Source organism: Herbaspirillum sp. (assembly GCF_035644555.1).
Taxonomy (GTDB): domain Bacteria; phylum Pseudomonadota; class Gammaproteobacteria; order Burkholderiales; family Burkholderiaceae_D; genus Herbaspirillum.
The window spans coordinates 62665-75919 of record NZ_DASQOH010000006.1; the positions used below are offsets into that span (position 1 = coordinate 62665).

General features: G+C 65.1%; 14 protein-coding genes. 7 read left to right on the plus strand and 7 right to left on the minus strand.

Features of this window, described 5'->3' with window-relative positions:
- Window positions 1-7: 7 nt before the first annotated feature.
- From VE092_RS01970 to VE092_RS01985, 4 genes are all read right to left on the minus strand, one after another.
- Window positions 8-310 carry a BolA family protein gene (locus VE092_RS01970; protein WP_324873285.1) on the minus strand — a complete coding sequence of 101 codons (303 nt, stop codon included), beginning with the start codon at window positions 308-310 and terminating at the stop codon, window positions 8-10.
- A complete protein-coding gene (locus VE092_RS01975) occupies window positions 307-927 on the minus strand; it encodes a septation protein A (protein ID WP_006712620.1) in 621 nt (206 codons plus the stop codon). The genes VE092_RS01970 and VE092_RS01975 overlap by 4 nt, the downstream gene beginning before the upstream one ends.
- Before the next feature lie 116 nt (window positions 928-1043).
- Window positions 1044-1439: a peptide-methionine (R)-S-oxide reductase MsrB gene (gene msrB, locus VE092_RS01980; protein WP_324873287.1), complete on the minus strand. Its 396-nt coding sequence runs from the start codon at window positions 1437-1439 to the stop codon at window positions 1044-1046.
- A 54-nt stretch (window positions 1440-1493) separates the two neighbouring features.
- The gene (locus tag VE092_RS01985) at window positions 1494-2969 is read right to left on the minus strand and encodes a protein adenylyltransferase SelO (protein WP_324873289.1); all 1476 of its coding nucleotides are present in this window, start codon (window positions 2967-2969) and stop codon (window positions 1494-1496) included.
- A 173-nt stretch (window positions 2970-3142) separates the two neighbouring features.
- On the opposite strand from VE092_RS01985, the gene VE092_RS01990 reads away from it, so the two are divergent.
- The 5 genes from VE092_RS01990 (at window position 3143) to VE092_RS02010 (ending at window position 7146) form a co-directional block, all read left to right on the plus strand.
- Complete coding sequence (locus VE092_RS01990; RefSeq protein WP_324873291.1) at window positions 3143-4078, plus strand: branched-chain amino acid ABC transporter permease; 936 nt, start codon at window positions 3143-3145, stop codon at window positions 4076-4078.
- Between the two features lie 2 nt (window positions 4079-4080).
- On the plus strand, window positions 4081-5304 hold the full coding sequence (locus VE092_RS01995; RefSeq protein ID WP_324873293.1) for a branched-chain amino acid ABC transporter permease: 1224 nt from the start codon (window positions 4081-4083) through the stop codon (window positions 5302-5304).
- An 8-nt stretch (window positions 5305-5312) separates the two neighbouring features.
- Window positions 5313-6071, plus strand: a complete 759-nt coding sequence (locus VE092_RS02000) for an ABC transporter ATP-binding protein (protein WP_324873500.1) — start codon at window positions 5313-5315, stop codon at window positions 6069-6071.
- Window positions 6064-6774, plus strand: coding sequence for an ABC transporter ATP-binding protein (locus VE092_RS02005; protein WP_324873295.1), 711 nt, complete (start codon window positions 6064-6066; stop codon window positions 6772-6774). Before VE092_RS02000 ends, VE092_RS02005 begins: the two co-directional genes overlap by 8 nt.
- 90 nt (window positions 6775-6864) lie before the next feature.
- Window positions 6865-7146, plus strand: a complete 282-nt coding sequence (locus VE092_RS02010; protein ID WP_324873297.1) for a hypothetical protein — start codon at window positions 6865-6867, stop codon at window positions 7144-7146.
- 52 nt (window positions 7147-7198) lie between these two features.
- Here VE092_RS02010 and VE092_RS02015 read toward each other — a convergent pair whose 3' ends face one another.
- From VE092_RS02015 to VE092_RS02025, 3 genes are all read right to left on the minus strand, one after another.
- On the minus strand, window positions 7199-8506 hold the full coding sequence (locus VE092_RS02015) for an MFS transporter (protein ID WP_324873299.1): 1308 nt from the start codon (window positions 8504-8506) through the stop codon (window positions 7199-7201).
- 138 nt (window positions 8507-8644) lie between these two features.
- On the minus strand, window positions 8645-9403 hold the full coding sequence (locus VE092_RS02020) for an SDR family oxidoreductase (RefSeq protein ID WP_006712611.1): 759 nt from the start codon (window positions 9401-9403) through the stop codon (window positions 8645-8647).
- A 229-nt stretch (window positions 9404-9632) separates the two neighbouring features.
- Window positions 9633-11066 carry an aldehyde dehydrogenase family protein gene (locus VE092_RS02025; protein WP_324873302.1) on the minus strand — a complete coding sequence of 478 codons (1434 nt, stop codon included), beginning with the start codon at window positions 11064-11066 and terminating at the stop codon, window positions 9633-9635.
- Window positions 11067-11369: 303 nt separating this feature from the next.
- On the opposite strand from VE092_RS02025, the gene VE092_RS02030 reads away from it, so the two are divergent.
- Window positions 11370-12146 (plus strand): FadR/GntR family transcriptional regulator, encoded by a 777-nt coding sequence (locus tag VE092_RS02030; RefSeq protein ID WP_077237178.1) that lies wholly within the window; start codon window positions 11370-11372, stop codon window positions 12144-12146.
- A gap of 41 nt (window positions 12147-12187) precedes the next feature.
- On the plus strand, window positions 12188-13129 hold the full coding sequence (locus VE092_RS02035) for a LysR substrate-binding domain-containing protein (RefSeq protein ID WP_324873306.1): 942 nt from the start codon (window positions 12188-12190) through the stop codon (window positions 13127-13129).
- Window positions 13130-13255 lie beyond the last annotated feature (126 nt).

The following is a 13255-nucleotide window of genomic DNA, read 5'->3' on the forward strand; positions in this document are numbered from 1 at the left end:
CTTGGTCTCAGTTCTTTGCCTCTGACGGGGAGAGCGCCACTATGGCCAGCGCATGGATCTCCTGCTGCATCAGGTCGGACAGGCAATCATACACCAGCCGATGGCGGTTCAACCGATTTTTGCCCTCGAACAAGTCGGAAACCAGGCGGATCCTGTAATGTCCTCCGCCCGAGGCTGCACCGGCATGTCCGGCATGCTGGGCAGACTCATCCTCGACCAGACATGCGGCCGGCGAGAAAGTTGCAGTCAGGCGCGCGCGGATGCGTTCCACACGGGTATCGGCGGGATGGGCGGGAGCGGCGCCACTCATTCGGCATCCTTCATATACTTCGACAGGAACAGGCTCTGGCCGATGATGAAGGCAAACATCAGGCCCATGCTGCCGAACATCTTGAAGTTGACCCAGGTGTCGAGCGGATAGTTGAAGGCGATGTACAGATTGAGTACGCCCATGACGGCGAAGAACACGATCCAGGCCAGGTTCAGGCGCGGCCAGATGGCTTCGGGCAGGGTGACCTGCTTTTCCATCATGACGCGGATCAGGTTCTTCTTCATGAACAGTTGCGACACCAGCAGGGCCAGGCCGAAGGCCCAGTACAGGATGGTCGGCTTCCACTTGATGAAGGTATCGTCACGGAAATAGATGGTCGCGCCACCGAAGACCACGATGATGGCCAGCGACACCCACAACATGCCATCCACCTTGCGACGGCGCAGCAGCAGCCAGGCGATCTGGCCCAGCGAGGCGATGATGGCCACAGCGGTAGACAGCAGGATAGGGGCCTGGGTAGCGGTGACGGCACCGGCCGACATGGCGCCGCCCAGGTATTGCATCACCAGGTCCTGGGCGGCCGAGGGATGGCCTTCGGCCCATTTGAAGACGCCGAAAAACAGGATGACGGGGAACAGGTCGAACAGGAACTTCATCGGTTGGCTTCTTCAGGAAAAGTCAGTAAAACGGTTGATCGGCGATCATCCGGCCCGTGCTGCATGTGTTGCCTGTACCGCATTGGTTGCAAGCGGTGCAGCGCGGGCCGCCCGGCTTACGCCGGGTCGAAACGCAGCGAAGCCGAGTTGATGCAATAGCGCAGTCCGGTCGGCGGTGGGCCGTCCGGGAAGACGTGGCCCAGGTGGGCGTCGCAGACGTTGCAGATGATCTCGGTGCGAATCATGCCATAACTGCGGTCCACTTTCTCGCGTACGTTGGCCGGATCGATGGGCTCGAAGTAGCTCGGCCAGCCGCAGCCGGAGTCGAACTTGGCGTCCGAGGTGAACAGCGGCGTGTCGCAGCACACGCAGGTGTAGGTCCCGGCTTCGTGGTGATCCCAGTAGCGGCCGGTGAAGGCGCGCTCGGTGGCGGCTTCGCGGGTGACCTGGTATTCCACGGGGTCAAGTTGCTCGCGCCATTGGGCTTCGGTCTTTTCTACTCGTTTGGTCATGCTTGGCTCCTTGGTGATGACGGGCGATGACGGCATTACTGTATGAATGGCCGCTCAGGAAGAACAGCTCACTTCCAGATGGCTGGCCCAGTCGGGGGGCAGGTCGGCATAGCGGTCGAATTCAGGCTGCTCGTCGAAGGGGTGGCGCAGGATGGTCTGCAGGCGTGCCACTTCGGTGAAATCCTTCTGTTGCGCCTTGTCGATGGCGACCTGGGCGAGGTAATTGCGTAGCACGTATTTGGGGTTGACCGCATGCATTGCAAGGCGGCGGCCGGCATCGTCGCTGTCCTCGGCGCGCAGGCGGGCGCGGTATTGCGTGGCCCAGGCATCGAAGGCGGGGCGATCGATGAAAAGGTCGCGCAGCGGCTCGTCGTTGGCTGCATTGCCGATCTGCAAGTCGCCCAGGCGGCGGAAGAACAGCGTGAAATCGACATGGCCGGCCTGCAGCAGGGCGAACATGGCCTCGATCAACTGGCTGTCGTCGGCGCGCTGGGTGCGCAGTCCCAGCTTGGCATGCAGCAGTGCATCATGCTGCGCCTGGAACACGGCCTCGTAATCGGCCAGCGCGGCCTCGGTGGCCTCTACCGATCCGATCAGGGGCAGCATCGCCTGGCCCAGCGCAAAGCAGTTCCACTGCCCGATGCGCGGCTGCATCTGGTAGCTGTAGCGGCCCTGGCTGTCGGTATGGTTGCAGATGTGGCGGGCGTCGAAGGCTTCCATGAAGCCGAAGGGGCCGTAATCCAGCGTCAGGCCCAGGATGGACATGTTGTCGGTATTCATCACCCCGTGCATGAAGCCCACCGCCTGCCATTGCGCCATCAACGTCGCGGTGCGGCGGGTGACTTCCTTCAGCAGGGCCTGGTAGGGGTTTTCTTCCCGCAATAGTTCCGGATAGAACTGCTCCAGTACGGCATCGCCCAATACCTTGAGATCGTCGAAACGCTGGTTGTAGTACCAGTGCTCGAACGAGCCGAAGCGGATGAAGCTGGGAGCCATGCGGGTCACCACCGCTGCGGTCTCGGCAGTTTCGCGCTGCACGCGCTGGTCCGAACCGATCACGGTCAGGGCGCGGGTGGTGGGGATGCCCAGCGCCGCCATGGCTTCCGAACAGAGGAATTCGCGGATCGAGGAGCGCAGCACGGCACGGCCGTCGCCCATGCGGGAGTAGGGCGTCTTGCCGGCGCCCTTGAGCTGCAGTTCGATGCGCCCCTGACCGGTGGCTGCCGGCAGGTCGCCCAGGGTGATGGCGCGTCCATCGCCCAGTTGACCGGCCCAGACGCCGAACTGGTGGCCGGAATACACCGCCGACAGCGGCTGCGAGCCCGGTGCCAGCTGGTTGCCGGCGAAGATGTCGAGAAAGCCGCGGTCCTCCGGTGCCGGACGCGCCAGTCCGATGGTTTCAGCGGCCTCGTCGCTGAAACCGACCAGGTAGGGATCGGGCAGGGGCGTGGGCTGCAGTCGGGTGTAGAAGGCAGGGGGCAGGGCGGCGAAGCCGTTGCCCAGCGGAGGAAGCGGATAAGAATCGGTCATAGGCAGCCTGTGAGGCCCAAAGCGGGCCGCAATTCGCTATTTTGACAGAGAAGCGCGAATCCCATAGGATCGCTCCACTTTTGCGTCCGGCCGCGCTCGGCCCGGCGCCTCGACGCTGTCTGACCCCGTCTGACTCCTATTGAACCCATCGCATCCCTGGCAAGGCTGGCAACTTGGAATTCGCGCTGATCACCTTCCTCAACGGCCTGGGCTACGGCTTCCTGCTGTTCCTGCTGTCCTCTGGTCTGACGCTGATCTACAGCATGATGGGCGTGCCCAACTTCGCCCATGCCAGCTTCTACATGCTGGGGGCGTACGTCGCCTATGCGATTGCCGGCGTGCTGGGCTTCTGGCCGGCGCTATTGCTGGCGCCGCTGCTGGTGGGCGTGGCCGGTGCGCTGGTGGAGCATTACGGCCTGCGCATCGTGCACCGCTACGGGCACGTGCCTGAACTGCTGTTTACCTTCGGCCTGTCCTATCTGGTGGTGGAGCTGGTGCAACTGGTGTGGGGCCGTTCGCCGGTGCCTTACCGCATCCCGCCGGAACTCGATGGCACGCTCTTTACCCTCTATTCGACCAGTTTCCCCATCTACCGCGGCTTCATGCTGCTGGTGGCGGCGCTGATGCTGCTGGCCTTGTGGCTGCTGCTGCGTCATACACGCATCGGCCTGCTGATCCAGGCTGCGCTGACGCACCCGCAGATGGCAGAGGCCCTGGGGCATAACGTGCCCCGCGTGTTCATGCTGGTGTTCGGCGGCGGTTGCGCGCTGGCCGCGCTGGCCGGGGTGATCGGCGGCAATGCCTTCGTCACCGAGCCAGGCATGGCAGCGGCCGTGGGCAGCATCATCTTCGTGGTGGTGGTGGTGGGTGGGCTGGGTTCGCTGGCCGGTGCCTTCATCACCTCGCTGCTGATCGGTCTGATGCAGACCTTCGCGGTGGCGCTGGATGTGTCCCTGGCCAGTCTGGGCGTGCAGGTCCCCAGCGGCAGCGCGCTGGCGCCGCTGGTGCGCCTGACGCTGGCCCAGGTGGCGCCGGTGCTGCCCTATCTGCTGCTGGTGGTGATGCTGGTGGTGCGCCCCAAGGGGCTCATGGGCAAGCGGGAGGGCTGAGCATGAAGCGTATCGTCCTGCCCTGGATGGGCCTGGCCCTGCTGCTGCTGGCGGCACCGCTGGTGTTTCCGCAAAGCGCGGCATTGTCGCTGCTTTCGCAGATGGGGACGATGGTCTTGCTCTGCCTGTCCTACAACATGCTGCTGGGCGAGGGCGGCATGCTCTCCTTCGGCCACGCGGTGTATTCGGGTCTGGGTGCCTTCGGTGCGATCCATCTGATGAACCGCATGAGCGAGGGTGCGCTGGCCTTCCCGCTGACGCTGGTCCCGCTGGCGGGCGGCCTCACCGGCGCGCTGTGCGGCGTCGTACTGGGCTATCCCACCACGCGCCGCGCCGGCACCACCTTTGCCATGATCACGCTGGGGCTGGTGGAGCTGGTCTCGGCCTGCGTGCTGATGCTGCCCGAGGTCTTCGGCGGCGAGGGTGGCATCTCCGGGAACCGGGTCATCGGCGCGCCGGTGCTGGGCATCAGCTACGGGCCGCAGATCCAGGTCTACTACCTCATCGCCGGCTGGTTGCTGGTCTGCGCCATGGCCATCTGCGCGCTGCGCCACACGCCGCTGGGCCGCATCCTCAATGCCGTGCGCGACAACCCGGAACGCGCCGCCTTCATCGGCTACGATCCGCAGCGGGTGCGCTACCTGGCGCTGATCCTGTCGGCCTTCTTTGCTGGCGTCTCGGGCGGGCTGTCGGCCATCAATTTCGAGATCGTCAGCGCCGAATACGTGGGCGCGCTGCGCTCCGGCGCCATCCTGCTGTTCACCTTCATCGGCGGCACCGCCTATTTCTATGGCCCCATCGTCGGCGGCGTGGTCGGCGTGCTGTTCTCGTCCTGGCTCTCGGCCTATACCCAGGCCTGGCAGTTCTATCTGGGTGCCTTCTTCATCCTGATCGTCATGACCACCCCGGGCGGCCTTGCCAGCCTGATCGACCGCGGCTGGCGCACCTGGCGCGACGGCGCCTTCGACCGCCACCTGGTGTGGCGTCTGGCAAGCTGGCTGCTGGCCGCACTGGTCACGCTGGCTGGCGTGGTGCTGGCCACCGAGATGGCCTATCAGGCCAGCCTGGGCAGCCTGGCCGAAGGTAGCGATGGCGCGGCGCCCCTGCAGTGGTGGGGCGGTTCCATCGATGTGCATGCGCCGCTGCCGTGGCTCACCGCCGCCTTGCTCATCGTGGCCGGTGTGACGGCGCTGACCATCTGGCGCCGCCAGGGGGCGGGCCGATGACTGCACCGATGACTGCACCGTTTTCCCTGGACATGCAGGGCCTGACCAAGGCCTTCGATGGCAGCCAGATCCTGCGCGGCGTGGACCTGCAATTGCATCCCGGTGAGCGCTGCGCATTGATTGGGCCCAACGGGGCCGGCAAGTCCAGCCTTTTCAATCTGGTTTCGGGCCGTTATCGGGCTGACGCGGGGCGCGTGCTGCTGCACGGGCAGGACATCACCCGGCGTTCACCGCAGCAGATCAATCGCCTGGGACTGGCGCGCAGCTTCCAGATCACGAGTCTCTTCCCGCGCCTGACCGCTTTCGAGAACGTGCGCTGTGCGCTGCTGTGGGCGCTCGGCTATCGCTATGCCTTCTGGCGCCGCCTCGGTCAATTGCACGACGCCAGTGCCCGTGCCCAGGCGGTGCTGGAGCGCGTCGGGCTGGGCGCGCGCGCGCAGGTGCCGGCAGGCGAACTGAGCTACGCCGAGCAGCGCGCCCTGGAACTGGCCGTCACCATTGCCGCCGATGCCGCCGTGATCCTGCTGGACGAACCCACGGCCGGCATGAGCCGGGCCGAGAGCGCGGCGATGGTGGCCCTGATCCGCGAAGTCACGGTGGGCAAGACCCTGCTGATGGTGGAGCACGACATGCAGGTGGTCTTCGACCTGGCCGACCGCATCGCGGTGATGGATAACGGCCGCGTCATCGCCTGCGACAGCGCCGAGCGCATCCGCGCCAATCAGGAAGTGCAGGCGCTCTATCTGAACCGGAGGCGACATGGCTGACACTCTGCTCAGCGTCCACGACCTGCAGGCCTGGTACGGCCAGAGTCACGTGCTGCAGGGTGTCTCGCTGGAAGTGCAGCGGGGAGAGATCGTCAGCATCCTCGGGCGCAATGGCGCCGGCCGCTCCACCTTGCTCAAGGCCCTGATGGGCCTGGTGCGCAGCAGCGGCGACATCCGCTTTGCCGGCGCCAGCATCGCCGGTCTGCCGACCCATGTGATTGCCCGGCGCGGGATCGCTTATGTGCCAGAGAGCCGCGACGTCTTTCCCACCCTGAGCGTGGCGCAGAACCTGCTGTTGGGCCGCCAGGGCGGGCGACAGCCGGCCAACGCCTGGCGCGAGGAGGAGGTCTATGCGCTGTTCCCGGCGCTGGCCAGGCGCCGTCAGGTGGCGGCCGGATCGCTGTCCGGCGGGGAGCAGCAGATGCTGGCGCTGGGCCGCGCACTGCTGGGCAATCCCGCGCTGGTGCTCATCGACGAGCCCACCGAAGGCCTCTCGCCACAGATGGTGGAGCAGGTCGCGCATTACCTGACGCTGCTGCGTCACCGGCAGGTGGCGGTGCTGCTGATCGAGCAAAAGCAGGCAATCGCCCTGGACCTGTCGCAGCGGGTCTATGTCATGGGGCGCGGCGAGATGGTCTTCCACGGCACGCCCGCCGCGCTGGAGGCCGATGAGGGCGTGCAGGCGGAGTGGCTGGCGCTGTAGCGGGCATGACGCCGGTATTGCCCCCTGGGTCGATGGTGGTCGCGCCGGCCCGCAGGCAGAATCGCCGCTTTACCTGACCGCGAGACTTCCATGCTGCTCTGGCTATTGCTGATGTCCTGCGCCGTGCTGGCGCTGTTTGCCGCCGACCGCGCCTGGCTGCGCCATGTCGCGCGCGACGACCTGCCGCTGCATGATCCGGATGGCTATCTGGAGATGACTGCCCGCGTGACCGAGCTATGCCACGGCGACCGCGGCAGGGTGGAGGCCCTGCTGGCGCTGCAGCGCCAGCGTCATACCCAGGCGACTCAGGCCGAGGTGGTCCGGCTGGCCATGCGCGAGTTGCTGGAACCGCAATCCTCCTCCCGCTCCTGAAACGACAAACGGCGGCTCCGCAGAGCCGCCGTTGTGCTGACATCGATGCAGATTACTTGTTGACCAGCTTGGCCGGCAGGGTCAGCGTGAGCAGGCCGCCAAGCACCAGTGAGGCCGCCAGCACGTACATGCCGGCATTGGTGCTCTGGGTGGTGTCCTTCAACCAGCCCACCAGGAAGGGACTGACGAAACCGGCCAGGTTGCCCAGCGAATTGATCAGCGCAATCCCCGCAGCCGCTGCGGTCCCGGACAGGAAGGCCGTCGGCAGGCTCCAGAACAGCGGCAGCGTGGTCAGGATGCCGACGCTGGCCAGCGTCAGCGAGGCCATCGCCAGGGTGGTGTTGTGGTCATAGACGGTGGACAGCAGCAGGCCGATGCATCCCAGGAAGGCCGGAATGGCGACGTGCCAGCGACGCTCGCGACGGGCGTCGGCGCTACGGGCGATCAACACCATCGCGGCGGCGGAGAAGGCATAGGGAATGGCAGTGAGCAGGCCCACGTTGAGCGGATCGGTCACCCCGGTGGTCTTGATGATGGTGGGCAGCCAGAAGCTCACGCCGTACAGCCCCATGACGAAGCAGAAGTAGATCAGCGCACCCAGCCAGACCCGGCCATTGGAGAACATGGCGCTCAGCGACAGGTGTTCCTTCTGGCTTTCCTCGTGGCTGATATTGGCTTCCAGCAGGCGCTTTTCTTCCTCGTTGAGCCAGTCGGCATCGCGGATGCGATCCTTCATGTACAGGATCACCAGCACGCCCAGGATCAGCGAAGGTACCGCCTCCAGCAGGAACATCCACTGCCAGCCGGAATGGCCCCACACGCCCGGCATGGCATGCATGATCCAGCCCGAGAGCGGGCCGCCGATCACGCCCGAGAGCGCGATGCCGGTCATGAACAGCGCGGTGATCTTGCCGCGCCGCGCCGCCGGGTACCAGTAGGTCAGGTACAGGATCACGCCCGGGAAGAAGCCGGCCTCGGCCACTCCCAGCAGGAAACGCATGATGTAGAACATTTCCGGCGTGGTCACGTAGGCCATGGCGCCGGAGATGATGCCCCAGGTGATCATGATGCGGGCGATCCACAGGCGCGCTCCGACCTTGTGCAGGATCATGTTGCTGGGGACTTCGAAGACGAAGTAGCCGAGGAAGAAGATGCCCGCGCCCAGGCCGTAGACGGTATCGCTGAACTTCAGGTCCTGCAGCATCTGCAGCTTGGCGAAGCCGACGTTGACCCGGTCCAGGTAGGAGGCCACGTAGCACAGGAACAGCAGGGGCAACAGGCGCCAGGTGACCTTGGCGTAGGTAGCGTCTTCAAAGGATGCGCGTGCGCCGTCGGCAGCCGCGCCTGCTTGATAAGTCATGTCTCGCTCCGGTAGATTTTTTGACGTTATGTTGTTTTACGTCGCCGACCCTTCTGTGTGGCCGGCTGACGGTGCCCAGCATTGTAGTGGCGGGGGCAGGATTGTCAAAGCAATATCGCCCCGCGCACATGAAGGTTTTTACACGCAGCGCCCGCCATCGACCTCGATGCATACGCCGGTGACGAACTGGGCTTCGTCCGAACCCAGGTAGAGGCAGGCGTTGGCGATGTCCTCGGGGGTCGAGAAGCGACCCATGGGGATGGTGGCGACGAACTTCTTGCGGTTTTCCGGGGTGTCGGGCACGCCCATGAACTCGGCCAGCAGGCCGGTGGCCGAGATCACCGGATTCACGCAGTTCACGCGGATCTTGTCGGGACCCAGTTCGGCCGCCATCGACTTGCTGGTGGTGATGACCGCGCCCTTGCTCCCGTTGTACCAGGTCAGGCCCGGACGCGGACGCACGCCGGCGGTGGAGGCGATGTTGACGAAGGCGCCGCCGCCGACCTTGCGGAAGTAGGGCACGAAGGTCTTGGCCGAGAGGAAGATACTCTTCACATTGACGGCATAGACCCGGTCGAATTCTTCCTCTTCCACTTCCAGCATGGGACGGTTGCGGTGGGTGGTGCCGGCATTGTTGACGACGATGTCGAGCTTGCCGAACTGCTCCAGGGCCGTGGCCAGCAACTGGTCCATATCGGCCCGCTTGGACACGTCGGCGCGGGCGAACACCGCCTTGCCGCCGGCGCGCTTGATCTCCTCGACCACCCGCAGGCCGCCAGCCTCGCCGATGTCGGCCACGACGATGGCCGCGCCTTCACGGGCATAAGCCTTGGCGATCCCCTCGCCGAAACCCGAACCGCCACCGGTGACGATGGCTACCTTGTCTTGCAAACGCATGATGTGTCTCCTGGCAATGAATGATTAGAAATGATTAGAAATGCTTAGGCATTTTCATGATTGGGTAGAACCCTGATTGCGATGCGCTCACCGTTCGTCCTGAGTAGCGGCGTAGCCGCGTATCGAAGGCGTAATGACGGTGCGCCTTCGATACGGCCCTGAAAGGGCCTACTCAGGACGAACGGTAGTCGCGTCATACAAATGGGCTCCAGGTTGCATCGATCCGATATCAGCCGTGACGGATGGCGATGGTCTTCAAGACCGTGAAGCCATAGAGCGCCTCGAAACCTTTTTCACGCCCGTGGCCGCTGGCCTTGACGCCGCCGAAAGGCAGTTCCACGCCGCCACCGGCGCCATAGTTGTTGATGAACACCTGGCCGCTGCGAATGGCCCGCGCCAGGCGCATCTGGCGTCCGCCATCGCGGGTCCAGACGCTGGCCACCAGCCCGTAATCGGTGCCGTTGGCCAGGGCGATGGCCTCGGCTTCATCCTCGAAGGGCATGGCCGCCAGTACCGGGCCGAACACCTCTTCCTGTGCCAGCCGGTGACGCGCGGGCACATCGCGCAGCAGCGCCGGGGCCTGGTAGAAACCACTGGCCGGCGCACCCGGGGCGACCTCGCCCTGCGCCACCAGCGGGATGCCGTCGCGCCGCGCATCGGCGAGGAAGCCGGCCACGCGCTCCTGCTGGGTCTTGCGGATCAGCGGGCCGCAATCCAGATCCATCTGGGAAGAACCGACCCGCAGTTGCGAGAACAGGCCCGAGAGCCGTTCCAGCACCTGCTCATAGGCGCCGCGCTGCACCAGCAGGCGGCTGCCGGCGGAGCAGGTCTGGCCGGCGTTCTGCACGATGGCATTGACCACCACCGGCAGCATGGCCTCCATGTCGGCATCGTCGAAGACCACCTGCGGCGACTTGCCGCCCAGTTCCAGGGTGACAGGCGTATGGTGCTCGGCCGCGCCGCGCACCACCAGCTTGCCCACGTTGGGCGAACCGGTGAAGGACACGTGGTCCACGTCCGGATGCTTGACCAGCAGGTCGCCGGCCTCATGGCCATACCCGGTCACGATATTGAGCGCGCCCTCCGGGAAGCCCACCTCGGCGGCCAGCTCGGCCACCCGCAGGATGGACAGGCAGGCATCCTCGGCCGGCTTGACCACGCAGGTATTGCCGGCCGCCAGGGCGCCGCCCACGCAGCGCCCGAAGATCTGCATCGGGTAGTTCCACGGCACGATATGGCCGGTCACCCCGTGCGGCTCGCGCAGGGTCAGCACCGTATAGCCGGCCTGGTAGGGAATGGTCTCGCCATGCAACTTGTCGGCGGCACCGGCATAGAACTCGAAATAGCGCACGATGGCGGCCGCATCGGCGCGCGCCTGCTTCATCGGTTTGCCGCAATCGCGGCCTTCCAGTTGCGCCAGTTCTTCCTGGTGATCCTGCAGCTTGTAGGCCAGTTTCATCATCAGACGGCTGCGCTCGGCCGCCGACAACTTGCCCCAGGCGCCCTCATAGGCGCGGCGGGCGGCGCCGACGGCGCGGTCGATGTCGGCGGCATTGCCGCGGGCGATGGCCTCGAAGGGTTGTCCGTCGGAAGGATCGATGACGGGGATGCTCTCGCCGGAGGCGGGGGCGACCCAGCGGTTGTCGATGAAGTGCTGTTTCATGGCGGTGCTGTCCTTGGGTGGTAAGCGCAAAGCGCAACTGGAGTGACGCAGGTGGAGCAAGGTGAAGTAAAACGCAGCAGGCGGCATGGACGAGGTCAGTCCCGGACGCACGGTCCGCGGGCTGGCCTGGAAGGGGCTGGTCTCCTGAGTCGTTTTGCTTTTTGTGGTGAGCCAATCTAAGCCAGGGCGAACAAGCTGTCAATTGAATTTACTACTTTGCTGACTGCCTGCATCGCCAGGGTGGCGGGAAGGACGGCAAATCCGCTACCATGCGCAAGTCCATTCCAGTCTCCCGGAGCATCGATGCCCAACCCCAGCAAACCGGCGCGCCCCGCCGCGTCCAGCGAACTCCTGAGCCTGGCTGCCGCCGGCCTGGGTCCGGTGCGGCCGGAACGTTTTGCCGAGCGGGTCTATGAGACCTTGTTCCATGCCATCGTGGAAGGGCGCATCGCAGTGGGCAGCAAGTTGCCTTCCGAGAATGACCTGGCCACGCTGTTCGAAGTCTCGCGCCCGGTGGTGCGGCAGGCGCTGGACCGGCTGCGTGAGGACCAGCTGGTGGAGTCCCTGCGGGGTTCCGGGACCTATGTGAAGGAAAAGGCCGGTCTGGCTCCGGCGCGGCCGGACGGTGAACCGGAAACCCGCATCGGCCACATCATGAACGGCCTGGAACTGCGCCTGGTGCTGGAACCCGAATCGGCCTACATGGCGGCCCTGCGTCGCAACAAGCAGGATCTGGACCAGATGGAGCGCCTGCTGGAAGGCTTCGAAGAGGCCAACCGGGTCGGCGGCATCGCCCACCATTACGACTTCGGTTTCCATGAGGCGATTGCCATGGCCACCGGCAACCTGCGCTTCGTGCAGGTGATGAAGACGCTGGAATACGATGTCAGCCACGCCGTGAACATGCTGCGCCACCTGATGCACATCCCGCCCTGGAAGCGCTCGCAGGACGCCATGGATGAACACCGCCAGATCTTCGAACTGATCCGGCTGCAGGATGCCGAAGGCGCCCGGCGTGCCATGCGGGGCCACATCGAGAATGCACGCACCCGCATGTTCAATAGTCGTCCGGGCCTGTAAAACAATTTGACAACTCGCTGGACAGCAGGGAAAACCTTCGCATGGAATTACGCCAACTGCGCTACTTCGTGGCCATCGTCGATCACGGCTCGCTCTCGCGGGCGGCACGGGTGCTGCACATTGCCCAGCCGGCGCTGACCCAGCAGATCCGCCAGCTGGAAGACGAGATGGAGGCGCAACTGCTGCACCGCTCGGCCCAGGGCGTGATCGCCACCGATGCCGGCAAGGTCTTCTACGAACATGCGCTGGCGATCCTCAAGCAGGTGCAGGATGCCAAGCAGGCCGTGGCGCAATCCACCGACAAACCCTCGGGCACCGTGGCGCTGGGCATTCCGCAGAGCGTGTCCAATGCGCTGGCTTTGCCGCTGTTGAACGCGGTGCGCTCCACCTATCCGGAAATCACGCTGCAACTGACGGAGGAGCTGACCGGCAACCTCATCACCCAGCTCAAGTCCGGCCGCATCAACCTGGCGGTGCTGTTCGATGATGGCCAGCTGTCTTCCTTCGCGGCGACGCCCATGATCGAGGAAGAGATGCTGTACATCACCAGGGCCAAGTCGCAATACGGCGTGGCCGGGCGCAAGGGCGTGCCGCTGGCGCGCGCCATCCAGGCACCGCTGATCCTGCCGGGGCTGGCCCATGGCGTGCGCCCGCGCATCGAAAACCTGGTACGCGCCCAGGGCATGAGCCTGGACAATGTCATCGAGATCAATTCGGTGGCCATCCTGAAATCGGCCATCCTGGCCGATATCGGTGCCACCATCCTGCCGGTGGCGCCGCTGCTGGCCGACATCGAGCGCGGGGACATGGTGGCCCATGCCATCGCCGGCGAGCAGATTTCCCGCACCCTGGTCTTGTGCGCCTCGCGCAATATCCCCCTGACCACGGCGGCGGCGGCGGTCGAGCGGCTGGTGCTGGATGTCACCGATCAGCTCTGCCGTTCCGGGCAGTGGGGCCATACCCGCGTGCTGGAACGGGAGTGAACGCGGCGCAGCACGGCAGGAAAATTCAGTTTTTTTGATACATTGCTGAAAATCACTATCCTGTCGGCCGCATCGGTTACACTAACCGCGTCCTGCCTGTGCTGCCTGCGCGCGCCGCTGGAAGGG

Coding starts and splice junctions, on each gene's coding strand:
- msrB (WP_324873287.1), bottom strand. CDS start 1,439: ATGACCAAACGAGTAGAAAAGACCGAAGCCCAATGGCGCGAGCAACTT.
- VE092_RS02005 (WP_324873295.1), top strand. CDS start 6,064: ATGGCTGACACTCTGCTCAGCGTCCACGACCTGCAGGCCTGGTACGGC.
- VE092_RS02020 (WP_006712611.1), bottom strand. CDS start 9,403: ATGCGTTTGCAAGACAAGGTAGCCATCGTCACCGGTGGCGGTTCGGGT.
- VE092_RS02010 (WP_324873297.1), top strand. CDS start 6,865: ATGCTGCTCTGGCTATTGCTGATGTCCTGCGCCGTGCTGGCGCTGTTT.
- VE092_RS02030 (WP_077237178.1), top strand. CDS start 11,370: ATGCCCAACCCCAGCAAACCGGCGCGCCCCGCCGCGTCCAGCGAACTC.
- VE092_RS02035 (WP_324873306.1), top strand. CDS start 12,188: ATGGAATTACGCCAACTGCGCTACTTCGTGGCCATCGTCGATCACGGC.
- VE092_RS01995 (WP_324873293.1), top strand. CDS start 4,081: ATGAAGCGTATCGTCCTGCCCTGGATGGGCCTGGCCCTGCTGCTGCTG.
- VE092_RS02025 (WP_324873302.1), bottom strand. CDS start 11,066: ATGAAACAGCACTTCATCGACAACCGCTGGGTCGCCCCCGCCTCCGGC.
- VE092_RS01985 (WP_324873289.1), bottom strand. CDS start 2,969: ATGACCGATTCTTATCCGCTTCCTCCGCTGGGCAACGGCTTCGCCGCC.
- VE092_RS02000 (WP_324873500.1), top strand. CDS start 5,313: ATGACTGCACCGTTTTCCCTGGACATGCAGGGCCTGACCAAGGCCTTC.
- VE092_RS02015 (WP_324873299.1), bottom strand. CDS start 8,506: ATGACTTATCAAGCAGGCGCGGCTGCCGACGGCGCACGCGCATCCTTT.
- VE092_RS01975 (WP_006712620.1), bottom strand. CDS start 927: ATGAAGTTCCTGTTCGACCTGTTCCCCGTCATCCTGTTTTTCGGCGTC.
- VE092_RS01970 (WP_324873285.1), bottom strand. CDS start 310: ATGAGTGGCGCCGCTCCCGCCCATCCCGCCGATACCCGTGTGGAACGC.